The organism is Streptomyces sp. NRRL S-350, from assembly GCF_000719705.1.
Taxonomy (GTDB): Bacteria; Actinomycetota; Actinomycetes; order Streptomycetales; family Streptomycetaceae; genus Kitasatospora.
Window position 1 is genome coordinate 194,165 of sequence record NZ_JOHO01000001.1, and the last position, 21,590, is coordinate 215,754.

General features: G+C 71.6%; 24 protein-coding genes. All 24 read right to left on the bottom strand.

The features are described 5' to 3' along the window. Positions 1 to 6 precede the first annotated feature (6 nt). The 24 genes from IF30_RS0100985 to ligA all read right to left on the bottom strand — a co-directional run bounded on the left by IF30_RS0100985 (position 7) and on the right by ligA (position 21,578). Positions 7 to 3,657 carry a LysM peptidoglycan-binding domain-containing protein gene (locus IF30_RS0100985; protein ID WP_234322535.1) on the bottom strand — a complete coding sequence of 1,217 codons (3,651 nt, stop codon included), beginning with the start codon at positions 3,655 to 3,657 and terminating at the stop codon, positions 7 to 9. A gap of 8 nt (positions 3,658 to 3,665) precedes the next feature. Then, positions 3,666 to 4,118, bottom strand: a complete 453-nt coding sequence (locus tag IF30_RS0100990; RefSeq protein ID WP_051708970.1) for a pilus assembly protein TadG-related protein — start codon at positions 4,116 to 4,118, stop codon at positions 3,666 to 3,668. After that, on the bottom strand, positions 4,115 to 4,555 hold the full coding sequence (locus IF30_RS0100995) for a TadE/TadG family type IV pilus assembly protein (protein WP_234322536.1): 441 nt from the start codon (positions 4,553 to 4,555) through the stop codon (positions 4,115 to 4,117). Before IF30_RS0100995 ends, IF30_RS0100990 begins: the two co-directional genes overlap by 4 nt. Further along, complete coding sequence (locus IF30_RS0101000) at positions 4,552 to 4,959, bottom strand: TadE/TadG family type IV pilus assembly protein (RefSeq protein ID WP_030230532.1); 408 nt, start codon at positions 4,957 to 4,959, stop codon at positions 4,552 to 4,554. The genes IF30_RS0100995 and IF30_RS0101000 overlap by 4 nt, the downstream gene beginning before the upstream one ends. After that, a complete protein-coding gene (locus IF30_RS0101005; protein ID WP_158834643.1) occupies positions 4,960 to 5,190 on the bottom strand; it encodes a hypothetical protein in 231 nt (76 codons plus the stop codon). Positions 5,191 to 5,216: 26 nt separating this feature from the next. Further along, positions 5,217 to 6,113, bottom strand: a complete 897-nt coding sequence (locus tag IF30_RS0101010; protein ID WP_030230536.1) for a type II secretion system F family protein — start codon at positions 6,111 to 6,113, stop codon at positions 5,217 to 5,219. Further along, positions 6,110 to 7,003: a type II secretion system F family protein gene (locus tag IF30_RS0101015; protein WP_051708971.1), complete on the bottom strand. Its 894-nt coding sequence runs from the start codon at positions 7,001 to 7,003 to the stop codon at positions 6,110 to 6,112. Before IF30_RS0101015 ends, IF30_RS0101010 begins: the two co-directional genes overlap by 4 nt. Then, on the bottom strand, positions 7,003 to 8,547 hold the full coding sequence (locus IF30_RS0101020; protein WP_051708972.1) for a CpaF family protein: 1,545 nt from the start codon (positions 8,545 to 8,547) through the stop codon (positions 7,003 to 7,005). The genes IF30_RS0101015 and IF30_RS0101020 overlap by 1 nt, the downstream gene beginning before the upstream one ends. Continuing rightward, positions 8,534 to 9,388, bottom strand: coding sequence for a hypothetical protein (locus IF30_RS0101025; RefSeq protein ID WP_030230542.1), 855 nt, complete (start codon positions 9,386 to 9,388; stop codon positions 8,534 to 8,536). Before IF30_RS0101025 ends, IF30_RS0101020 begins: the two co-directional genes overlap by 14 nt. 1 nt (position 9,389) lies before the next feature. After that, a complete protein-coding gene (locus IF30_RS0101030) occupies positions 9,390 to 10,082 on the bottom strand; it encodes an SAF domain-containing protein (RefSeq protein ID WP_051708973.1) in 693 nt (230 codons plus the stop codon). Positions 10,083 to 10,111: 29 nt separating this feature from the next. Next, a complete protein-coding gene (locus IF30_RS0101035) occupies positions 10,112 to 11,098 on the bottom strand; it encodes a hypothetical protein (protein ID WP_051708974.1) in 987 nt (328 codons plus the stop codon). Next, entirely contained in the window at positions 11,092 to 11,673 is a 582-nt protein-coding gene (locus IF30_RS47445) for a hypothetical protein (protein ID WP_158834646.1), read from the bottom strand. Before IF30_RS47445 ends, IF30_RS0101035 begins: the two co-directional genes overlap by 7 nt. Positions 11,674 to 11,817: 144 nt before the next feature. Beyond that, a complete protein-coding gene (locus tag IF30_RS0101045) occupies positions 11,818 to 12,279 on the bottom strand; it encodes a helix-turn-helix domain-containing protein (RefSeq protein WP_030230550.1) in 462 nt (153 codons plus the stop codon). A 514-nt stretch (positions 12,280 to 12,793) separates the two neighbouring features. Continuing rightward, positions 12,794 to 13,153, bottom strand: a complete 360-nt coding sequence (locus IF30_RS0101050; protein ID WP_030230552.1) for a hypothetical protein — start codon at positions 13,151 to 13,153, stop codon at positions 12,794 to 12,796. Then, entirely contained in the window at positions 13,140 to 14,180 is a 1,041-nt protein-coding gene (locus IF30_RS0101055) for a hypothetical protein (RefSeq protein ID WP_030230554.1), read from the bottom strand. The genes IF30_RS0101050 and IF30_RS0101055 overlap by 14 nt, the downstream gene beginning before the upstream one ends. Then, a complete protein-coding gene (locus IF30_RS0101060) occupies positions 14,177 to 14,899 on the bottom strand; it encodes an HNH endonuclease family protein (protein ID WP_030230555.1) in 723 nt (240 codons plus the stop codon). Before IF30_RS0101060 ends, IF30_RS0101055 begins: the two co-directional genes overlap by 4 nt. A gap of 140 nt (positions 14,900 to 15,039) precedes the next feature. Next, a complete protein-coding gene (locus IF30_RS0101065) occupies positions 15,040 to 16,023 on the bottom strand; it encodes a hypothetical protein (RefSeq protein ID WP_158834649.1) in 984 nt (327 codons plus the stop codon). A 75-nt stretch (positions 16,024 to 16,098) separates the two neighbouring features. Further along, positions 16,099 to 16,509 carry a hypothetical protein gene (locus IF30_RS0101070; protein ID WP_030230559.1) on the bottom strand — a complete coding sequence of 137 codons (411 nt, stop codon included), beginning with the start codon at positions 16,507 to 16,509 and terminating at the stop codon, positions 16,099 to 16,101. Further along, on the bottom strand, positions 16,506 to 16,754 hold the full coding sequence (locus IF30_RS0101075) for a hypothetical protein (RefSeq protein ID WP_030230562.1): 249 nt from the start codon (positions 16,752 to 16,754) through the stop codon (positions 16,506 to 16,508). Before IF30_RS0101075 ends, IF30_RS0101070 begins: the two co-directional genes overlap by 4 nt. A gap of 60 nt (positions 16,755 to 16,814) precedes the next feature. After that, positions 16,815 to 17,324, bottom strand: coding sequence for a hypothetical protein (locus IF30_RS0101080; protein WP_030230564.1), 510 nt, complete (start codon positions 17,322 to 17,324; stop codon positions 16,815 to 16,817). After that, a complete protein-coding gene (locus tag IF30_RS0101085; protein WP_030230567.1) occupies positions 17,321 to 17,647 on the bottom strand; it encodes a hypothetical protein in 327 nt (108 codons plus the stop codon). The genes IF30_RS0101080 and IF30_RS0101085 overlap by 4 nt, the downstream gene beginning before the upstream one ends. Positions 17,648 to 17,725: 78 nt before the next feature. Next, complete coding sequence (locus IF30_RS0101090; RefSeq protein ID WP_158834652.1) at positions 17,726 to 18,862, bottom strand: hypothetical protein; 1,137 nt, start codon at positions 18,860 to 18,862, stop codon at positions 17,726 to 17,728. 165 nt (positions 18,863 to 19,027) lie between these two features. Beyond that, positions 19,028 to 19,426, bottom strand: coding sequence for a hypothetical protein (locus IF30_RS0101095; RefSeq protein ID WP_030230574.1), 399 nt, complete (start codon positions 19,424 to 19,426; stop codon positions 19,028 to 19,030). A 79-nt stretch (positions 19,427 to 19,505) separates the two neighbouring features. Further along, positions 19,506 to 21,578 carry an NAD-dependent DNA ligase LigA gene (gene ligA, locus IF30_RS0101100; protein WP_030230577.1) on the bottom strand — a complete coding sequence of 691 codons (2,073 nt, stop codon included), beginning with the start codon at positions 21,576 to 21,578 and terminating at the stop codon, positions 19,506 to 19,508. Positions 21,579 to 21,590 lie beyond the last annotated feature (12 nt).

A 21,590-nucleotide genomic window follows, 5' to 3' on the forward strand; every position in this document is an offset into this window, starting at 1 on the left:
GCCCGGTCAGGCGGACGCGATGCGGTTCGCCTCCATCAGCGCGTTGATCAGGGCCACCGTCTCGGGCGCGGAATCGGAGCCGCTCTCGATCTCGATGCGCGTCAGCTGATGAGCCGTCCGCTCCATCCCTTGGCGGTCACCGGTCTCGCTGTAGACGGTGAAAAGATCCCGGTAGAGCAGCTCGCTCATCGTGTCGCACACCAGTCCGCGGGAAGCCGCCGCGAGCGCGGCACGGTAGTCGCGCACCGCCATGCGCCGGGTGGCGAGCTCGTGCGCGACGTCCACGACGGCCGAGATCATCTCCTGGATGTCGTACTCGGCCCAGGCGTACTTGGACTGGTTGATGTCGCTGAAGGGCCTGCCGCGGACGAGCGCCAGCGCGTTGGCCAGCGCCGTGTCGGCCTCCGTGCCGGAGTAGTGCATCCCTTCCCGGTAGTACGCCTGGAACTCCTGCCAGTCGCTGGTGACCTGGTCGTTGAAGCTGTAGATGCCGCCGCTGATCGTCGGCAGGTAGGCGCCGGACGGGTCGTCGGCCGCCAGGAGCGGGTCGCGGCCGAGCCAGGCCCTCAGCTTGGAGATCGCTGTGTTGCGGGTGTCGGCGCGCACCCGCTGGCCGGGCCAGACCGCCTCGTCCAGCTCATGGCGGGACTTGCCCGGGTGCAGGGCCAGCCAGGCGGCGATCTCGGTAAGCCCGTTGCGGCGGTACGACTCGACCTTGCCGAGGGTGCTGATCACGTCGACGGGTCCAAGAACCCGGATCTGCGGGGCGGCCGGGGGGTCCGGCGGCGTGTTCAGGGCCGCCAGCACGCCTGAGGTGACGGCGGTGACCCGGGTGGCCGGACGTACGGGACGCGCGGCCTCCGGCTCGACCGGGATGTCCTCCGGCCGGCCCAGGGCCGCCGGGGACAGGGCTGAACCCTCCGGCGACTGCCCGACGGCGAGCTCGTCCAGGTCCTCGGGCTCCTCGCCTCCCTCCGCCTCCTCGGCCTCGTCGCCGCGTTCGTCGAGGACCTCCTTGAGCGTCTCGTCGAAGAGCTCCTTGGGCAACGCCTCCACCTCCGGTGCGATCGTGTCTTCGGCTTCCTCCACGAGGTCGCCGCCGGCCGTGCCGGTGACCGAGGGCGCCAGGGCGCTGAGGCCGAGGTCGGGTACTGCGGTGGCCGAGGAGGACCGGAGGGCGCTGACCGCGACCTGCACGATCGGAGCGGCCGGCGGCACGGTGAGCTGCTGCTCGTCGGCGTCCTCCAGCGCGGTGTCCTCGTCGTCGGCGCCGTCCTCCGTCGTGTCCTGCGCGAGGGCGGAGTCGCCTCGTTGCGGGATGGGACTCGGGCCGTTCGGCACGGCGGTGCCGTCGGGCGCGTGGGTCCAGGCGGGGGCCGGGACGTCGTCGGTGCGGGCGGCCGTGGCGAGCAGCTGGACCAGCGGCAGGTATGCCTCCTCCTCCAGCCTCTGCAGAGTGACTGTCAGATCCAGCCCGGGCAGCTGCACCGGGCTGCCGGGCGCTGCCGGAAGAGTCCACGCGCCGGGGACCTCGAGCTCGTCACCGGCCTCGGTGACGATCGCGGTCGCGGTGCAGGGCCGCGAGGACAGCAGGTCGGCCAGGGCCTCCGCCTCGTCGCCGCTGGGCGCGGTGGGGGCGATCAGCACCTTGGGGATCCAGGTGTCGCCGCCGTCCTCGGACAGGCGGGCCTGGCCGAGATCGTCGAAGTCGCCTGCTTCCAGAGCACGGCGCTGCATGGCGTCGTGCGCGCGCAGCTCCGGCAGGGCCTGTGCCAGATCTTCCTGGTACTCGACGCGGACGGGAAAGACGCCGGCGAGTTCCTCGCCGAGGCCGGCCAGGAGCAGCGTGGTGTCGTCGGACAGGCCGGAGGAGGCCAGCTCGACGGCCATGCCCAGCATGACGGCGCGGATGTCGGTGCCGGTGCCGGTCAGGCGCAGCGCGCCGACGGACTCGAGGTTGACGAGGACCGGTTCGCGCTCCTCGGTCTCCCCGAGGCTGACGAGCGCCGGGTAGGGGGGCATGGTGTCGCGGGCCTGGTCCTCGTCCAGGAGCTGGGCGCCCCGGGCCGGGCACCACCAGCGGTCCGGGCCTTCCTCCATCTCGGTGAACGGCGCGATCTGCGGGGTCGGCGCCGACAGGTACAGCTCCAGGCCCTTGATGGTGACGCGGACGGCTTCCAGCGGCGGGAGCGGCTGGCCGGCCTTGGCGCAGTTGGCCGCCAGGGTGCGCAGGGCGAAGTCGACCAGGTCGAGGCCCTCAGGGTCGGAGGCGACCCGCAACTGCTTCTCCAGGTCGGCCGTGGCGGTGGCCTGCTGCGGCATCGGGATGCGTCGCCGCGGGCGGCGGCGGCGCTGCTGGAGCGCGCGTCGGCCGCCGAGGACGGCCAGGACGGCGGCGGCGAACAGGCTGGTGGCGGCCAAGGCCACCGACGCGACGGAGGAGTCGTCGGCATCGTCGGCCGGCGCTGCGACGGGGGTCTGGGGCTGCTCGGCCTGCGGGTTCGCGGGCGCGGTGCTCGGGGCGGCCGCCGGCTGGCTGTGGTCCGCGCCGGTGTCCGGGGTTGCCGGGGGCTTCGGGGCTTCCTTGGTGGGCTCCGCCGTGGGGGTGCTGCTCTGGCCCGCGCTGTCGCCGGTGTGGGGCGCGGGGGTCTCGGCGGTCGGTCCGGCGCCCTGGCCACCGTCGGTGCCGTGGGCGGACTGACCGCCCCCTCCCGCCTCCGGGGTCTGCGCCGCCGGGGCGTCGCCGGAGGGCTGGGCGGCGGTGTGCGGTAGCTGCAGTTCCCAGCCGGGATAGATCTTGTCCGGGTCCGTCAGGGTCCGGCCGTCCGGCTGCTGCACTCCCTCGTTCAGCTCGGCGAGCTTGGGGTAGTCGGCGGCGCTGCCGAGTTCCTTCTCCGCGATCGAGGACAGCGTCTCGCCGGGCTGGACTCGGTGCTCGCGGTCGGTGGCGTTCCAGTCCTTGGGCATCACCAGCTTCCAGCCCGGCTGGAGGGCGCTGCGAGTGGAGAACGTGGTCCCGTCGACCATGGTCTTGCCGTCGTTGGCCGCGGCGATCTCCCGCCACCTGGAGGCGTCCCCGAGCTGCTTGAGCGCGATCTTCGACAGGCTGTCGCGGGCCTCGACGGTGTAGGTCCCCGGGTGCTGGTCGGCGGTGCGCGCCGCGGCGGCCGGGGTGTCGGCGGTCGTGGCCGCCTGCACGGTCGCCGGGGCGGTGATGGCGGTGGGGGAGTGCGTGACGACGGGGGCGGCCGAGGCCGGCGCCGCCATCGCGGTCCCGACGGGCAGGAGCACCAGGACGCTGCTGACCAGGGCGCCGGCCATGCGCTGCTGGAAGCCGAGGGCCGGCAGGCGCAGGGTGGGGCGCCCGCGCAACTGGGCGGGGATCTCCAGCAGGGTGGACAGGGCGAAGGTGGCCCAGCCGATCCAGCCGATCGCCATGACGACGGCGAAGAACGGCGCGCCCAGCTGGTGGCTGGTCAGCAGCGAGGTGATCTCGTCGAGTGACACCCCTTCCGGCAGCAGCACGCCGGTGAGGGCCCACAGCAGCACGGGCAGACCCGCGAGGAGGGCGAACAGGACCACCAGGCTGACCAGGCCGCGGACGACATCGACCGCCCGGACGCGGCGTCGGGCGGTGTGGGGGCGAGTCGGTGTCATGGCGCGGATCATCCCTCCGGAGCGCCGATGCCGTGCAGGAGCTCAGCGCTGGCGTGACCCTCGACGGAAAGCGAGGACTGGCCGATGACCTGCAAGAAAATCGTCTTGTGCTGAATGGTGACGTGGACGTTGATGCTCTTACCGTCGCCGCTGACCGTAACCGTGCCGCGGACACCGGCGGAGTTGAGGTACTGGTAGGCCGCCTGCCGCGCCGCACCGGGGTCCAGGACGACGGCCGTGCCGGCGATCGCCTTCGCGGGGTCGATCGCCTGGCCGCCGGCGCGGGCGGCCTCGGCGGCGATCGCGTCCGCCCGTTCGACGTCGCGCAGCTTCCCGCCGAGGTCGAAGCAGAGGCCGAGCATGACGAACATCGGAATGATCATCAGCAGCCACCAAATCGACAGCGAGCCGCGGTCGTCGCGGAGCCAGCCGAGGCGGGAGGCGGAGGTGGTGGTGCTCATCGCTGCCTGTACCTGTCGATCACGGAAGTGAAGCTGGACTGGACTTTCTTGGACCCGAGGGAGAAGCCGAGGTCGTCCAGCTGCACCGTGCAGCTGACGCGTACGGTGACGGCGCCGTAGGCCCCCAGCGGGGCGCCGAAGCCGGAAGTGTCCACGTTGACGCTGGTGCTGGAGCACTTGAGCTTCTGGTCCGAGAGCGCGACCTCGGCGGCGGCCCGGGCGTTGGCCTGCGCCTCACCGGGGCTGCGGGCGATCGAGGCCTCGCGCGCGGCGGCTGCGGCCGACGAGTCCACGGCGCTGCCGGCCATGACGATGCGCCCCGCCACGAACGCGATCGCGAGGAACACGATCACGGCGGGGACCCACATCAGGAACTCGACGGCGATGCTGCCGCGGTCGTCCTCGCAACGGCGCAGGAACCGTGTGCTGCTGGTCACGGGGTGGTCCACCTCTCTACCGGGCCGGTGGCGCGCTCGGTGATGGTGATGCTGAGCCCGAGCATGGACGGTGCCTTGGCCGTGACGGTGAACACGACGCGGTTCGCGTTGGAGCCGGAAGCGCTCACCCGGGGGCTGACCAGGGTGCCGTGGACACGCTGGAAGACGGAGTTGGCCCGTGCGACACCGTCCCCGGTGCTGTTGCCGTAGGCGCGAGCACCGGAGACGGCCTCGCGGGCCGCGGTGGTGGCGGCCTGCTTGGCGAAGTAGATGTTGCAGGTCTCGATCACCAAGAAGAACAGCAGCAGGGCGGCGGGAAAACAGATCAGCATCTGCAAGCTCGCGTCGCCGTCGTCCTCCCGCCACCGCTGCCGGATACGACGGGCGAGTGCCCGAAGAGCCATTTACAGGCCCTTCATGTCGTCGAGCTTGGACTGACCGAGGACCTTGAACGCGGCGATGGCTATCGCCGCGAACGCCACGATGCCGACGATCCACATGATCGTGGAGATGTTGTTGTCGCCGCGGTCGCCTTCCTCGCGGGCGTCGGTGAACTTCTGCTCGGCGGCCGACAGGAGGTGCGCGAGCGCGGTGTACGCGGTGACCGCCATGCGCAGAGCGGGAGAGGTGTTCATGGTGATGTGCTCCTTGTGAGTGCGGGTCAGACGAGGAAAATGCGGACTACGGAGGGGAAGCCGAAGAAGACCAGCAGGACCATGGACAGCAGGGTCACCGGCACGATCAGGCTCTCGGAGGCGGCGTTCGCCCGGGCCTGCTCGGCGGCGGCCTGCTCGTCGGCCAGGCTCTCGGCCCGGCTGCGCAGGGTGCTGTAGATCGCGGCGCCGTCGGTCCCGGCGCTGGCCACGATGTCGGCGATGTCGCCGGCTGCGGGTACGTCGAGTTCGTCGGCGATGGCGCGCAGCGCGTCCCAGGCGGGTGCCCGGTCGAGGCGGGCGCGGACCAGGGCGGCCTGGATGCGGCGGAAGGCCCAGCCGTTGCCGACCTCAGCCGGCCGCTCCAGGGTGTCCTGGGCACCGGAGCTGGAGATCCGCTCCATCGCGGCGAGCTCCATGTAGGCCATGACCGCCTGCGCTGCTTCCGCGCGGGCCTGGGCGGCCCGCTTGGCCAGCTGCGCGTCGGGGAGGAACCACAGGCCCACCCCGACAGCCACGCCGGCCAGGCCGGTGAGGAAGAAGGGCAGGTCGATGCCCGCGAGAGTGACGACCAGCGAGAAGAAGGACGGCAGGAGCAGCCCGACGACGAAGTGCAGGGCCTTGCTGCCGAAGAACTCGCCGACGGTGTCGCCGACCAGGTTGAGGTTCTTGACCGGCACGCTGACACCGGGCCAGTCCCTGACCCGCTCGGCGACCCGGTCACCGACACGCTCGATCAGCGGACGCTGGTCGTCGCGGCGGCGGACCGGGGCCTGGGCCTTGCCGTGCAGCCGCTCCAGCGCCGGGCCGAGCGCCGGGCCGGAGGGGAGCAGCTCGCGGACGAGGAAGAACAGGCCCAGTCCGATGCCGGCTCCGGCCAGCAGGGCGACGGTGAGTTCGTTCATCGCGCTACCTCCGCGAGCACCGGGTCGGTGTCCGAGCCGGCGGCACGCTCGTCGTACTCCATGAAGCCGGGCAGGGGCTTGTCCATGCCGAGGCGGCTCATCCACCAGAACAGGGAGACGACCGCGGCCATCAGGATGACCAGCACGAGCATCCCCAGCGGGGTGCCGTACGGCTCGATGTAGGCCTTGTTGAACGAGAACCCGACGATCACCACCAGGGTGATCGCGCAGATCCACCGCGTGGTGGTGCGGTGCTTGGCCCGGTCCGCCTCGACGTCACGACGGCGCCTGACCACGTTGGAGGTGCGGGCCGCCAGGTCGGACAGGACGTCAGCCAGGCCGGGCCCCCGGTCCTTCATCCGCAGCAGCAGCGCCGCGGAGACCAGGTCCGCCCGCGGGTCACCGATCGCCCGCGCGAACGCGGTCAGCGCGTCCCCTGCGGAGACCCGCGACTGCAGGCGCACCGCGAGGTCGGCGACCTCGCGCTCGATCTGCCGCGGAGCGGTGCGGACCGACACCGCGATCGCCTCCTCGATGCCGGTACCGGTGCGGACCAGGTCGGAGAGACGCTTCGTCCACTGCGCGAGCGCGTCCAGCCGCTCGATCTGCTCGTTGGCTGCCTTGTTCGGGTTGATGAGCCAGGGCAGGAAGAAGACCGCGCCGGCGACCAGCAGGGCGGAGGGGAGCCACCCGGAGACCAGCCAGGTCAGCATGGCGGCGATCGCGGCGCCGCTGATCTGCAGCTGCCGCAGCCTCTTGGTCTTCGGCGGGAGGGTGCGCTTGACCTTGACCGGGCGGTCGGCCACCTCGGTGCCGCGCACGCCCACGATGAACAGGGCGAGGCCGCCCATGACGAACAGCGCGGCGAAGCCGGCGATCAACAGACCCATCAGGCCACCGCCGTCCGCTTCAGCTCCAGCGGGCCGCCCCAGCTGCCGTTCTCGTTGCGCAGCCACTCCGGGTTGAAGCCGGCGCGCACCAGGTCGTCCAGGCAGGCCGGGTTGACGCCGGTCGGCACGGCGCGCGGGTCACTGGACCCGGGGCGCGGCGCGAAGATCTTGTTGGTGGCGGGAAGACCGGTCTCGCTGGCCTCGCCGGTGACCTCCAGGATCTGCTCGACGAAGCGGACCTTCTTACCGCCGAGGCGGGTCTCGTCGATCATCTTGACGTGGACGACGAAGTCCAGCGCCGCGCCGGCGATCAGGTAGGCCAGCTCCTGCGTCATCCCGTCGCCGTGCTGGATGCACAGCTGGGCGATGCGCGCGAAGACGCCCTCGGCCTTGCGGCTGTGGATCGTGCAGAGCGATCCGCCCTCGCCCGCGGACATCGCCTGGAGCATGGGGACGATCTCGCGGGAGCGGACCTCTCCGACGATCATGCGGCGGAGCATCATGCGCAGGGAGGGGGCGATCAGGTCCGCGATCTCGATCTCGCCGACCTCGCGGCCGTCGACCCGCTCGCCGTTGCCTTCGCGGGCCTCCATCGGCACGACCTGCTTGAGGTGCCCGACCTCGTGGAGGAAGAGCTCGTACTCCGTCTCGAGCGTGCCCACCCGCTCCTGGGGGTCGATCTCGCGGGCCAGCGCGATGATCATCGTGGTCTTGCCGACGCCCTGGGTGCCGCTGATCATGATGTTCTTCTCCGCGGCCATGGCGGCCTTGAGGAAGTGCATCATCCCGGCGTCGATGGTGCCGTACTTGACCAGGTCCTCCAGCGTCACGGAGCGGATCCGCTGCTTTCGGATGGTCACGTACGGCCGCGGGGTGGACTCGGTCATCGCCTGCAGACGCGAGGTGTCCGACAGCCGCAGGGCCAGGGTCGGCGACGCCTTGGACAGGCTCCGCTCGCCGGCGCCGTGGCGGCGGGCGAGCATCTGGAGGAACTCCACCAGCTCCTCGTCGCTCTCCGCGATGGGGTCGACCAGCTGCCGGGGGCGGTCGGTGTAGTCGATCCACACGTCGTCGCACCCGTTGATCAGGATGTTCTCCACCGTCGGGTCGTCCAGGTAGGGCTGGAGGCGGCCGTGGGCGAACTGGGCGTCGAACACCGCCTGCGCGAGGCTGGTCTCGTCCGACTCGGCCGGCGAGACCTGCCGGGCCGCGGCGAAGTCCGCCGCCCAGCGGGCGACGAGCTCGTTGATGAGCTCCCAGCCGCGCTGCTCGGAGTCGTCGGCGGGCATGTCCCGCTTGTTGCTCTCCCGGTACGCCTGGAACTCGGGCGCCATCTGGCGGCTGAGTTCCTCGCGCAGGCTGCTGACGGTCTCCCAGTCCCACAGCGACTTGCGGGCGACCACACGGCCGTCCCGGGCCGGTGCCTTCGCCGCCATCAGGGCCGGGGCCACCGGGCCGGGCGCGATGGGGAATCCCGCGACGGGGACCTGTTCGGGCAGGTACGAGGCCTGGCCCGGTGCGTACAGGGGCTTACCGCGCTGCATTGACAGCTCCCTTCATTCGGTCGAGGACGGTCTGCGAGCGCACTACGGGTGCGAGGAGCCTCTGCTGCTCCTGGATGGCGAGGCCGCGCAGTTGTTCGGACATGGCGCGCGCTTCGCGCAACAGGGCGGATCGTCCGAAGTACCGGCCGCCGTCGCCGCCGTGGGAGAGGACCTGTGCGGCCCTCGGGTCGTGGGGGAGCGTGGCGAAGATGGGCAGCTGCAGCTGCTCGGCGATGTCCCGCGGACGGAAGTCGCCGTCGTCGATCACCACCAGGCCGAGGCGGCCGCTGTCGTGGCCGCGGACCTCGAGCGCGGCGCGCAGCGCCTCGACTCGCGGCTTGGCGGCGCTGGCCGAGCGCAGGGTGCGGCGCACGACGACGGCGACGAGGTCCGCGGACCGGGCCAGGGCGCTGGCCGTGCCGGTGGCCCCCGAGCGGCCGAGGTCCACCAGGACGTCGTAGCCGGGGTCCTGGCCCTGCAACTGCTCGAAGAGCAGGCCGAGGCGCTGCCAGACCTGGCTGAGGCCGGCGGCCTGGGCGGGGTTGGTCAGGCCGGGCAGCAGCAGACGGTCCTGGGTGTCCTTGTCGGACAGGTCGATCAGCTGGTACCAGAAGTCCTGGTCGAGCTGGCGGCGGCGGTGGGCGACCTCCAGGTTGTGCAGACCGTAGTCACCCAGGACCCGCGACTCGAGATAGCCCGCGGCGATCGAGCCGCCGTCCGGGTCGCACTCGGCCAGGATGGCGCGGCGTCCCTGCGGGAGCGGCCAGGTGAGCAGCGCCGCGAGGGCGGTCGCGGTCACTCCGGGGCCGCCGCTGGCGCCGGCGAAGGCGATGACGGCCATGTCAGCTCCCCGACGGCACGACGACGAGGGAGGCCTCGCCGTTCGCGGACCACTGGGCCAGGGTCGCGCCGTCAAGGGTGTTGGCGGCGAGGTCCACGACGCGGTCGCCGCTGTTGTCGGCCTTGCCCACCTCGATGACGACGGCCTGCACCGTGGTGGTCTTGCTGCCGCCGGCGGCGCCGTCGGCAGCAGCGGCGCCGTTGTTCTTCGGCGTGTGGATGACGTTGACCTTCTGGCCGGGGCTCAGCTGGCTGGCGGGGATCTGCGCGGGGGAGAGCGAGACGCCCACCAGCGACTGGCCCTGCTTGATCAGGGGCTGGTCGGTGACCGACAGGGTGGTCAGCAGGCTGCCCTTGGTCAGGCCGACGGTGGTGCGCTTGCCGATCATCTTCTTCAGCTGGCTGGCCGGTACCGGAGCGAGGACCGGGTCGGTGGCGATCCGGGCTTCCACGAGGTCGTCGGCGGTGAGCTGGGCGCCCATGGGTACGTCGTGCGCGACGGCGACGACGGGCTCGCGGTTGCCGGTGGACATGTACAGCCACGCGTTGGCGCCGACGCCGACCGCGATCAGCGCGACGGCCATGGCGATGAAGCCGGGGCGGCGTCGGCGGACGACGGGCTGGCGGACGATCGACTTGGGAGCGGGCGTCTGCTGGTCGGTTGTTTCGGGGGCGGGCCCCGTGGTGGTGCTCATCTGGGTAATTCCTTACGTGTGCGGGCGAGTCACGGCTTGGCGACGACCTGGGCTTCGCCGACGGCGAGGTTCACGCCCCCGGAGGCTCGGGTCGTGGTGATGTCGCCCTGCTGGCCTCCGCCCTCCCAGTGCACGGTCCAGGTGGTGACGGCGCTGACGGAGAAGGCGCTGGAGGTCTTGGTGTAGCGGTAGCCGCAGTCGGGAGAGGCGTTGCCGCCGTAGGACTCCTTGTAGGGAGTGCCTGCGCTGGTGCAGGTCACGCCGCCGCCGTCGCCCATCGTGTAGACGATCTTCTGCACGTTGGCCGTGGCGTTGACCGTGATGCCGCCGGCCGAGGCGCTCGCGGAGACGGGGCCCCAGGTGCGGTCGGTCTTGACGTTCCAGATCCACACGGGCATGCCGACGATGCCGGTCGTGCCGGTGCCGGGCGCCGTGCCGATCTGCGCTCCCAGCAGCCGCATCTTCTTGATGGCTTCCTGGGCCAGCTCCTCGGGTGAGGGGCCGCCGCCGAAGCCCGGAGGCGGGTTCAGGCTCCAGCTGGTGCCGCCGGCCAGCTCACGGCCGATGCCTGGGCAGATGACGTTGTACGCCTTCCCCTTGGTACGGGCCGCAGGGTCCGAGGGCGCTCCGCTGCCCCACTGCCAGTCAGGGGCATCCGCGGGGGGCTGGGGGTTGAGGAGGTCCCAGTAGCACTGGTCCGTGTAGTTGAACCAGCCGACGCCCTCCTTGTAGCAGGGCACCTCGCCGACTTCCTGGCCATTGGGGTTCTTCCAGTGGATGACGCAGGTAGCAGCTCCACCGCCACCACCGCCGCCACCGCCACCGGTGCCGCCTCCCCCGCCAGTGCCGCCACCGCCGCCTCCGCCACCGCCGCCGACGTGGATGTCGCAGTCGGGGACGAGGTCGGGGCACTTGACGCCGCCGTCGGCGCTGGCCGTGCCGACGGGCACGGTGAGCGCGACCAGCAGCGCGATGAGAGCACCGAACAGCGCCCCCGCCCATCTGCGGCTCAGCACGTGCTGTCCTTGTCGATGGTGGAGTCCACGATCAGCCACTTGCCGCTGCCGTAGTACGCCTTCGAGGTCTGCACGTGGCGCCGGTTGGCGCCGTTGAGGTCCGACTTCTTGCCCGTCTTGGCGTTCTCCGGGACGAAGTTCGAGCTGTCGACGCAGTCCACGACGGTCGCGGTCCGCGGATTGGTGTCCAGCGACAGGTCGGTGACCTTCGGGGACAGCACCGGGGCGCCCTTCACCACCAGGCCGTTGTCCTGGTAGTACAGCGCGGCCACCTTGACCTTGGAGAGCGCCTTGTCGGCTGCGTACTCCTCCAGCTTCGAGCCGGTGAAGCTCCCCGAGCTGTAGATCTTGGCCTGCTCGGCCCACATCCCCCGGTACGCGGCGAGGACCTGCTCGGTCGCGGTGGCGCTGGGGTCGGGCGAGGGGGTGGCCGACGTCGCCGAGGCGGAAGGTGATGCGCTCGCCTTGGCGTCGCCGCCGCCCGACCCACAGCCGGCCAGCACTGCCACGGCGGCCGCGGCCACCACCGCGAAGACGCCGACCCGGCGTATCTCAGCACTGATTGAAGGTGCCACTGGCATATCCCCCTGATGAGTGGTGGTCAGAAAGCTGAAAGGCATGGGAAATCGGCGGACCGCGGAATTCCGCGTCCAGTACGCAAACGGTTGATCAAATGGATAAGGAGCCTAAATCGCCTGCTGGGGAGTCGTCACATGCTTTTAGCGACGCCCACGCGGCAGCCGGCTGCCTGTGGCGGCGTCCAGCGAGCGCAACAACTGCTCGACCGTGACTTTCAGCAGTTCGGCGGCCAGCCGGAACTTCGACTCGTCGAGTGCCGCGAGGCCCCGCTCGATTCGTGACCACCGGGCCTGGGCGATGCCCAGTCGGCGCGCCAGCGCTCGCTGGCTCCAGCCGGCCAGCAGCCGAAGCCTCTGCATATCGTCCGACCTGCCGGTCGACAGGAGCGACTCCAGCGGCACCCTCAGGCTGTCGGCGAGGGCCTGCGCCGTCGGCAACTGCGGCTTTCGTCGGGCCTGTTCGTACAGGCAGATGTGGGTGCCGGCCACTCGCGCCCCGCGCGCGCGGGCCATGGCCGCCAGCTCGTCCTGCGACAGGGATGCCTTGGTGCGCAGTCGGCGCAGGGCGGCGGCGCTGAAGGCCGGTACTCCTCGGCTTGCCACCTTGCTCCGTCTCGACGGGGGTCTCGAGGCGCCTCTCGCCGGGCGGGGTCCCGCCCGAGCCGGAAGCAGACGGCGAGGCGGCGGCGGCGGTGGCGTGGTGGCCGACCGCCAAGTGCGCCCGCGCCGAGTCGGATTGACTTGCGCCCCTAATCTGATTGGGGGTCAGCATTCCTTTGAAATGCACACGACCCCCCTCCCCGTGACCGCACGCGTGTGTGCGGATAGTGCTCGTCCCGTGACTGAATCTGACCGGTAACTTATACGAATCTTGCACGGCCTTTTCCGGCCGTCAAGATCTATTCTGACGATGATCTTGCGCTTTGCGGCTTATGCCCGATTCGTTCTGGTGTGGCGCTGACCTGGCCATCTACCCAGCAGCGGTCGGTAGAGCGCCCGTCGCCCTGCGGAGTCGCACCGGACAACCCTGTACTTTCGGCCATGCCGAAGGTCCCGCGCCCCTGTCGGGCGAGGCACTGGGTGCCGTCGCGGCGCCCAGTGCCTGCTGTGGCGGAGATCACGGCCCTTCTTGCGGACGCCCGGGTTCCGGAGCGGGCTTCGAGCGCGCGCCCAGCCGCCCCGGAACGGCGACCCGGCCGAGAGCGAGCAGCGCCAGGAAGGCGATGAACAGGCGGTAGAGCGTGACCAGTCCGGACACCAGGCCGCCAAGGAGGGCAAGCAGCAACACCGGCCGCCCCCAGGGACTCGGAAGGTAGGGCGCCGTCACCACGGTCCCCAGCAGGCTGACCGTCAGGACTGCCCACACCACGCCCCGGGCGAACGACGCCGCGGCCAGACGCGCCCGCTCAGCCGCCAGCGGATCCCGCACCCTCGCGCGCGCGGTCGCGGGGGCGGACCACCGCTTACCGGCCTTCATGGCGCTGCTCCCCGGTCCGAGGCGTCACATCGACCGTACGCGCGACGGCATGCTGGGCGTCCCGCAGGCCGGCAGCCAGCTCGTCCAGCCCCGCGGAGAGTTCGTCCAGGAGCTGCGGAGGCACGGCATCCTCGACGAGCCGCGACCGCCGGCTCCCCAGGTAGGCACCCGGTGCCTCGGTCCCGCGCCCCGCTTCGTCCAAGTCCGCCAGCCGGTGCTCCAGGCGCTCCTGCTCCCCCAGGGCCGCAGCCGCCGCCACGCCCAACCGCCGGTAGGCGGCCTCGTACTGCTGGACGACCTCGAGACCGGCCCCGTCCTCTCCGGCGGCCAGCACCAGGCCGGCGGCGTCCCACAGGAACCGGTGTCCGGCCTCGGCCGCGCGCCGAAGCTCAGCCACCCCCGATGCCGTTGCCGCCGCGGCCACCTGCTGCTGCAGGGCCAGGAGCCGGTGGATGCACTCCGCCCGAGGGACGGTGGCATCCACGACCCGCACATGGCGACGGGTGACGATCACGGCGAGGCCCGGGCCGCCCCAGGCCAGCGCGACGCCGACCGCCACGGCCGCGGCCAGGGCCGCTCCCGCGGAAAGGTGCTCACCCAGCACCGGGGTCAGCAGCAGGACCGCGGCCACGACCACGGCCAAGCGCACCACGCTCACCGCGGCCGGCAGCTCGGCGCCGCCGATCCTCCGCAGGAACGGTGCCGGCCGCCGTCCCCACACCGTACGGGCGAGAAACGACTTCCACCCCGTCCCCGAGGTCGGGGCGAGCACCCCGACCTCCGCGGGGAAGGCGTCCCCGAACCGCACCTCCGACTCCAGCGGGTACCCCCACCGGACCCAGCCCCACTCCATCCGCTCCACCGGCCGCACCGTGGTGACGGCGGACTCGAAGGCCGCGGCGCCGGCGCGGCTCTCTCCCGACGCGGCGAGGTGGTACTGCAGGGCGTGGACCGTTTCGCGGTGCCAGCGGTCCACGTCACCGCCGTAGGGGAGCAGCCGGAGCTGGTCCCCGAACTCGCCTATCACTTGGAAGCCCCCTCACCCGGAAGAGCCGGCCCGGGGCAGCTGTCCAGGACGCGGCGCAGCGCTTCCTTCTCCGGCTGGGTCAGCCAGAGCTTGTACTTCGCCTTCACCTCGATCTGGCGCTGCGCGTAGCCGCAGCGGATCTGCTTGTTCGGCGGTAGCCAGGTGGCGGCGTCACCGTCACCCTTCGCCTCGTTCGTCGGGCCGTCGACGGCCACGAGGTTGAGCGGGTCGTTCGCGAGGCTGAGCCGCTCGGCAGCGGTGAGCTGCTGCGCGCCCGTCTGCCAGCTGAGGCTCAAGGGCACGACGTGGTCGATCTGTACGGCCAACGAGGTCTTGGCGCCCCGGGTGAAGGTGATCGTGCGCGCGGTGTACGGGTCGTGGAGCACACCGGAGAGGACGGTGCACGGGCCCTTGCGGACGACGTCGGTCAGATCGCGGGCGAGGATGTCGTCGCGGGTCGAGCAGCCGTTGTGGCTTTCCGGCGCGGTGCTGTTGTCGCTCCAGGCCGGTCCGAACTGGTCGCGGCTGTATCCGGTCTGGGGAGCTCTTCCCTTGACGGGGAGTTGGTCGAGTTCCTGGAGGGCGGCCGTGGCCGACATCATGGGCCCGGCCGCGCCCTCGGGCGCCGACTTCACGAGGTCGACAGGGGTGCAGGCGGCGAGCGTGGCTGCCGCAGCGAGGGCGGCGCCGATGGCCGCGGCGCGAAGAGGGTGGGGCATGGAGTGGTGCTCCTGACTGGTCGGAGGTGCGCGTCATCCCATAGAGGTGCCGCGCGGCGTATCCGTGTGACCACTCCCGCCCCACCGGTGTCGAGAAGTTCGGCGCGACCCGGCCGCGGGTCTGCTGAACCTCCTCGTCGTCAGCCGAGGGTGCCGCTGAAGGTGATCCGGTCGCCTTGGTCGAGGGCCTCGATCGTGACCGGGCCGGGGACGGCGGAGGAGGGGAGGGTGAACCGCACGGTGACGGTGGCCGAGCGCGAGGGTGCGATCGGCGCGTCGGGGTAGTTCAGGCTCGGGGTGACGGTCGCGGCGTCGGTCAACCCGGCGCCGGTCATCACCCGCAGGGTGATCCCCAGGCCCGTCCGGGGCTGGGGATCTCCGTTGGTGACGGTGAGGTCGGCCGTGGCCGTCCGCTTGCCGTCCTTCTCCGCTCCAAGCGTGATCGGCGAGATCCGCAGACCGGCTTTCGACCACGAACCCAGGGGGAGGACGGGCCCGGATGACGCCGGCGCCGTGTCGGTGGGCTCGGGGGTGCCGGACGCCGGGGTGCCGGTCCCGGGCAGCGTGCCCTCGAAGAAGAGGTCGTCCGCCTCCGCCATCCCCTCCTGGGTGGCCTCGGCGGTGACGGTGACCCGCTCGCCCAGGCCCTGCGGGGGAACGGCCACCCCTATCTCGGCGGTGAAGGAAGCGCCCGGCGCCACCTTCGTCGCAGCGTCGTGCGCGGGGAGTCCGGAGAGAGTCTGGTCCTTGACCGGGACGGCCTGGTGCCCCAGCGGTCCGTAGCGCACGGTGAGCGCGGTGTCCGGCAGCAGGGTGATCCGGTCGCTGGTGTTGGTGAACGTCGCCGTGGTGCGAAGGACGGCCCAGCCGGCCGGTACCTCGCCGGACGAGACGCCGGCCTCCTTGAAGGGAGCCACCGCCAGGGTCCAGCCCTGCGCAGCGACCGGGACGGCACGCCCCAACTCGGTGATCCCGGACGGCAGCCCCGCCGGCGTGGCGCCGCCGGTCGCCGAAGCGGACGCCGGGCCGGGAGCAGACTGCCCCGACGTGGAGCCGGCGCACCCCGCCGACAGCGCCGCGACGGCCATCACGACTACGGCGGCCCATCCCCGTGTGCTGCGCATGATTCTTCCCCTCGGTCATGGCGCGCGATCGCGCCCCTGAACGGGGATCATGCCAAAACAGCCGGCGGTCGAACCTCAGCACTGCCGGACGGCGGTCGCACCGAACAGCACAAGCCGGTGACGTGCGCCCGGTGCACCGTGCGCCGCCTCAGGCTCGTAGGGCCCGCTCCCGGCGGGCTGTCCGGTGTCCTCACGGGCCCGGGCGACGGCGGCCAGCCCCTCCCGGACGATCCGCTGGTTCCTCGAATGGAAGGCTTCCGCCTCGATCAGGCGCCCGAACAGGAGGTCGGCGGTGATCAGGCCCAGGCGGTACGACTCGTCGGCGTACTCCGCTGCCGCATCGGCGGCTGTACGGGACAGCTCGGCCGCGCGGTTGGCCCACACCTCGATGGCCTCCCCGTTGTCGTCGGTGTCTGGGAGACGGCCTACGTGTTCGGCGAACGCCTGGGCAGCAGCGAACGCCAGGGAGAACGGCTTGAAGATCACGCCTGCACCCCCGTTCCGGGGTACTCGCTGCTGATCGCGTCGGTGCGTCGGCAGTGCTGCTCGGCGGTGATGAGTCCGGCCTCAAGCTGCGCGTCGAACAGGGTGCGCGCGGCGGTCTGTCCCTCGGCACGGGCCCGTTCGATCGTGGCCGGGTCGCCGCCGCGGAGGGCCAGGCGGAAGTCGGCCACCCGGGCGCTGTGCTGCCGAGCCCGCTCGCGCACGGTCTCGCGGTCGATGGTGTTCATGTGGGTTGTTCCTTGCAGGTGTTGGAGGGGTTGGCCGTCCGGCCGTTGCCGGTAGCCGGTTCAGACCTGGCGCAGCGCGGGGTACGGGCCGCCGAGGGGCCTGCTGTAGCCGGCGGGGACGACGTAGGCGACGTAGCAGCAGACGGCGGCGCCGCAGTGGAAGGTGACGTGCAGGCCGTAGGGGATCGCGCCGTTCGCCGCGCTGAGCGGCTCGACCCAGCGAATGAAGGGGTCCTGCCGTGCGGTCAGCCCGCCGATCAGGTGTCGCTCGACGGCGGTGAGCGGCGTCTTGCCGACGGCCGGCAGCGTGCCGGCGCGCAGTCGCGGTGGTGGCACTCCCTGCGGTTCGGCGCGCCCGTCCGGAGGGCGGGCGGCCACGATCTGGAGGTAGACCTCGGCGCCCGTGGGGAGAGTCAGCCGCAGTCCGTACCGGCTGTGGGTGAAGCCGGTCTCGGCGAAGGTGGCGACCTGCCCCTGGTTCGTCGTGTTCTCGTCGAGGCAGGTGCGCAGAAGCGACTCGAACTCGCAAGCCTGCCAGGGCTGGAGAAGGGCCGGGGCCGGGCTGCTCATCGCTCCGCCCGCCGTCCGGCGCACACCGCGTCGTGGTCGGTGACCATGCCGAGCAGCGTGGGCAGCACGTCGCCGGACTCTGCGTCGCACAGGTGCTGTCCGCATCCGGTGTGGATCAGTTCGAGATCGTGCTTGGCGGGGTCGCCGGAGTCGAGCAGCGGGTAGTCGTCCCAGACGATCGCCGAGGACAGCCCGTGCTCGGCCGGGGAGCCGGCCGGGGCGGTTGCCGCCGGGGCGAGGGGCTCGCTGCTCATGAGCGCGGTGTCCTGGTCGTCCTTGTGGACGGCGTAGACGTACGGCTGGAACGGTGAGCGGTCGGACATGGCGATCCTCCTGTCGCGTGGGCGGGTGGTGGGTCGGTGGCCGGGGCGGTGCCGGTCGTGGCGCCGCCCCGGGGTGGTTCAGGCCGCGAGAGCGGCGTCCGGGCGCTGGCGCTTCGTCAGCCCCCGCGTGCGGAGCGGGTCGTGGCGCTGCTCGTCCACGGGAACCACGGTGGTGATCGGGTCGGTGTCCTCGGGGAGCAGGTCCAGGCGGACCCAGTACGGCATCACCCAGCGGGTGGTCTCGCCCTGGCGCCGCTTGCCGATCCGGAACCGGCGGAAGTGCCCGCACCGCTGGTGGGGTGCCTGCTGGACGCCGGAGGGGATGCCGTCGCCGTCCAGCACGCGGCCCGTCGCCCGGCGGGCTGCGTGCAAGGCCGGGCCAACGCGCCAGCCGATCTCGACGAAGAACGGGTCGCGGTTCTTGTGGACTGCCCGGCGCTTCTTCTTCGACGGCTTGACGACGGGCGGCTCGGCCAGGTCCCGGTTGTCACAGCAGAGGTAGATCAGGACGCTCAGGGCGGGGCGCAGCAGATCCTCGAACAGGGTGTAGGCGGCGGCCTTGTCCCGGGTCCGGCTCCAGTGGGCCTCGGCCCTCGCGGCCGCGAAGTCCACGGCCTGGGCCACGGTGAACTTCTCCATCCCGGTAGGGATGTTCATGCGTATGTAGGTCTGGCCGCGCACCTCCCAGGTCTCCTCGTCGAGGAGGTCGATCACGAAGAGCAGGCCGAGCCCTTCGATCTCCTCGTCGGTGTACGTCTGCTGCTCGGGCGTCTGGTTGAAGCCGAAGAGGTAGAAGCCGCGGACCAGGCCGTCCGACTCCTTGTACCGGACCGGCCATGGCTCGGGCAGGACGATGAGCGGGTTGATGTGCGGGAGCTGGCTGAAGATGTTGCCGGGCAGCGTCTCGGAGGTCGAGCGGTACAACTCTGCGGCCAGGTGCTGGTTGAGGTCGTAGGTAACCCGGCCCCGGCGGGCCCACATGCGGAAGATCCCCACGTGACTGGCGACGTCGATCAGGTCGGCCTGTTCGGCGAGCGTCAGGCCGGACGGCGCGGTGTGCCCGAGGGTGACCGGCCGTCCGGTGGAGAGCTGGTCGAGCTTGGGGGCGAGCCACAGGTGGTTGCCGCGCAGAGCGCTCTCCCGCTCGGTCAGCTCTTCGACGAAGACCTCGCTGACGTCGCGGCTCCTGAGGGCGCGGGAGTGTCGGCTGTTCATCTCGGCCATCCCTGTAGCTACGGGCCCTTGGGGCCGGGGCGTCCCGGTGGACCGCTGGAAGGCGGTCCACCGGGGGAGGAACCGGTGCGCGGCGGCCGATGGGCTGCGCCGGGTGAGTGACCCGTTCGCACCGGGGATGCCTCCACCGTAGCCCATTTCATAGACTTAAGCAATTACGTACGGTGTGACGGGGATGGGCACCAGGAAGAACTCCTGTCCGTCCTCTGCGGCCACGCGGATCGGCCGGTCCGGCAGCGCCCCGAACACCGCCTCCGCGACGGCCGCCGGCGCACTGCCGGGGCCCAGTGCCGGCCCGAGGGCGGAGCGGATGGCCGCCAGGGTGTCCGCCGACAAGGAAGCCTTCAACGGCGCCGCTTTGGCCTCCGCCGCACAGGCCGCCAGCTCCCCGTCGTCAGCGCTCGCGTCCAGGCCGTGGCGGCGGGCGACGGCGGCCACCGTCGTGGCGAGCGCCGCGCGATTGTGCCAGCGGCACAGGTCGCCCGGAGTGCCCACGGGGTGCAGGTGCCGGGCGGTGCCGATCGAGGTCTTCTTGGTCGTCTTCACGTGTCCTCCGTTGCGAGGGGTCGACTGATGCCGGGGGGCAGGTTGGGGGCCGGGCCGCGCCCGGCCCCCAACCACGCGGTCACAGGTAGGCGCTGACCATCTGCGCGAACTCGTCCGGCCCGATGACGGGGATGCCCAGCTGCTCCGCCTTCTCCTTCTTCGAGCCGGCCTTGTCTCCGGCGACGACCAGGCTGGTGCTCTTCTTCGAGACGCTGGACCCGGACCGGCCTCCCGCCTTCTCGATCAGCTCGTTCATGCCGTTGCGCGACAGCGGTTCGAGGCGGCCGGACATGGCCCCCGTCACCACGATCGTCTTCCCGGCCAGCGGCAGCCCCGCGCCCGTGTCCTGGCCCGAGCCGGAGGTGTCGGCCGCCGGGGCGCTGTCCTGGGGCCCGCCGAGGTTGACGCCCGCCGCCGCGAGTTTGGCGATCACCGGCTCCAGCTCCGCCAGCTCGGCCAGCATCCAGGCCGACTTCTCCGCGCCGATCCCCTCGACCTGGCGCAGCTCGGCGGCCGACGCCGCCTGGATGGCGGTCATGGTGCCGAAGAAGTCGGCGATCCGGCGGGCCATGCTGCGCCCGGTCCCACGGACCCCCAGGGCGCACAGCACCCGGGCAAGGGGCTGCTGCTTCGCGGCGGCGATGCCGTCCAGGATCTTGGCGGCGGTCTTCTCGCTGCCAGTCGCCTGGGTGAGCTGGCCGAGCGTGAGGGTGAACAGGTCGGCGACGTCCTGCACCGCCTCCTGCGCGACCAGCTGTGCCACGACCTTCGGTCCGATGCCCTGGATGTCGAGGACGTCGCGCTGCACGGCGTAGCTGATGGACGCCGCGAGGTTGCACGCGCGGCCCTTCAGGCACCTCCACCGCTCCTGGCTCTTGTCGATCTCGCCTCCGCAGCCCGGGCAGACCACCGGCAGCTCGATCGGCGTCTCCTGGCCGGTGCGCGCCGACGTGACGGGGGCGAGGATCTGCGGGATCACGTCGCCGGCCCTGCGGAGTACGACGCGGTCACCGATGCGCAGGCCCAGCCGCACGATCATGCCGGGGTTGTGGAGCGTCGCGAACCGCACCGTTACGCCCTCGATCTCGACCGGCTCGACCTCGCCTCGCGGCGCGATGTTGCCCGTGCGTCCGGTGGTCCAGGTGGCGGCGGTGAGCGTCGAAATCACCTCCAACGCGGGCAACTTGTACGCGATCGCCCATCGGGGCGCGCGCGAGCCGGAGCCTGCGACGGCCTGGTCCTGCGGATGGTCGGCCTTGATGACGATGCCGTCGATCCCGACGGGCAGGTCTGCGCGCTGCGCGGCGACCTTCTCGACGTACGCCTGGATGTCCCTGATGAGCGGCGAGGTCAGCGTGCCGACCGGGGTGTCGTCGACGGTCTGGACCCCGAGGCTGCCCAGGGCCTTCATCAGCTCGGTGTGGGTCATCTCCTCGCGGATCAGCCGGCCCGTCGCGCCGTCGGCCGAGGTCAGGAGCCCGTACCCGTAGAAGCTGAGAGGGATGGTGTACTCCCGGCCGGTCGCGCGGAGCGAGCCCGAGGCGGCGTTGCGGGGGTTGGAGAAGGGGTCCTCGCCGTGGGCAATGCGGATGCGGTTTGCTTCCTCGAAGCGGGACTGGAGCAGGACCACCTCGCCCCGGACTTCGACCGAGACCGGCGTGTCCAGCTCGACCGGCAGGCCGTCGATGGTGCCGATGGCGTGCGAGACGTCCTCCCCGGTCGTGCCGGTGCCCCGGGTGACGAGCCGGACGAGCCTGCCCTCGCGGTAGTGCGCCGCGACCGCCAGTCCGTCGATCTTCGGACCCGCGTGGAACCCGCGCGGCTCGGTGCCCAGCCGCTTGCCCAAGGAACCCGCCCAGCGGACCAGTTCCTCGGCGTCGAAGACGTTGTCCAGGGAGAGCATGGGGGTCGCGTGTACGACCGATCCCTCGGGCAGCGCCCCGGCGGCCACCAGGGTGGTGGGCGACTCGGCCGCGCGCTGGTCCGGATGTTCCTGCTCGTAGGAGGCGATGGTGCTCATGAGGTGGTCGTAGGAGGCGTCGTCCATCTGCGAGTCGCCGCCGCCGTAGTACGCGGCCGCGGCGCGGCGGGCCTGGTCCAGGGCGCGGAGGTAGGAGTCCTCGTCGGTGATGGGGGCCAAGGTATTCGGCACGTTCTTGTCCTT

Coding starts and splice junctions, on each gene's coding strand:
- IF30_RS0100985 (WP_234322535.1), bottom strand. CDS start 3,657: ATGACACCGACTCGCCCCCACACCGCCCGACGCCGCGTCCGGGCGGTC.
- IF30_RS0100990 (WP_051708970.1), bottom strand. CDS start 4,118: ATGAGCACCACCACCTCCGCCTCCCGCCTCGGCTGGCTCCGCGACGAC.
- IF30_RS0101000 (WP_030230532.1), bottom strand. CDS start 4,959: ATGGCTCTTCGGGCACTCGCCCGTCGTATCCGGCAGCGGTGGCGGGAG.
- IF30_RS0101005 (WP_158834643.1), bottom strand. CDS start 5,190: ATGAACACCTCTCCCGCTCTGCGCATGGCGGTCACCGCGTACACCGCG.
- IF30_RS0101010 (WP_030230536.1), bottom strand. CDS start 6,113: ATGAACGAACTCACCGTCGCCCTGCTGGCCGGAGCCGGCATCGGACTG.
- IF30_RS0101015 (WP_051708971.1), bottom strand. CDS start 7,003: ATGGGTCTGTTGATCGCCGGCTTCGCCGCGCTGTTCGTCATGGGCGGC.
- IF30_RS0101020 (WP_051708972.1), bottom strand. CDS start 8,547: ATGCAGCGCGGTAAGCCCCTGTACGCACCGGGCCAGGCCTCGTACCTG.
- IF30_RS0101025 (WP_030230542.1), bottom strand. CDS start 9,388: ATGGCCGTCATCGCCTTCGCCGGCGCCAGCGGCGGCCCCGGAGTGACC.
- IF30_RS0101030 (WP_051708973.1), bottom strand. CDS start 10,082: ATGAGCACCACCACGGGGCCCGCCCCCGAAACAACCGACCAGCAGACG.
- IF30_RS0101050 (WP_030230552.1), bottom strand. CDS start 13,153: ATGAAGGCCGGTAAGCGGTGGTCCGCCCCCGCGACCGCGCGCGCGAGG.
- IF30_RS0101060 (WP_030230555.1), bottom strand. CDS start 14,899: ATGCCCCACCCTCTTCGCGCCGCGGCCATCGGCGCCGCCCTCGCTGCG.
- IF30_RS0101065 (WP_158834649.1), bottom strand. CDS start 16,023: ATGCGCAGCACACGGGGATGGGCCGCCGTAGTCGTGATGGCCGTCGCG.
- IF30_RS0101075 (WP_030230562.1), bottom strand. CDS start 16,754: ATGAACACCATCGACCGCGAGACCGTGCGCGAGCGGGCTCGGCAGCAC.
- IF30_RS0101080 (WP_030230564.1), bottom strand. CDS start 17,324: ATGAGCAGCCCGGCCCCGGCCCTTCTCCAGCCCTGGCAGGCTTGCGAG.
- IF30_RS0101085 (WP_030230567.1), bottom strand. CDS start 17,647: ATGTCCGACCGCTCACCGTTCCAGCCGTACGTCTACGCCGTCCACAAG.
- IF30_RS0101090 (WP_158834652.1), bottom strand. CDS start 18,862: ATGAACAGCCGACACTCCCGCGCCCTCAGGAGCCGCGACGTCAGCGAG.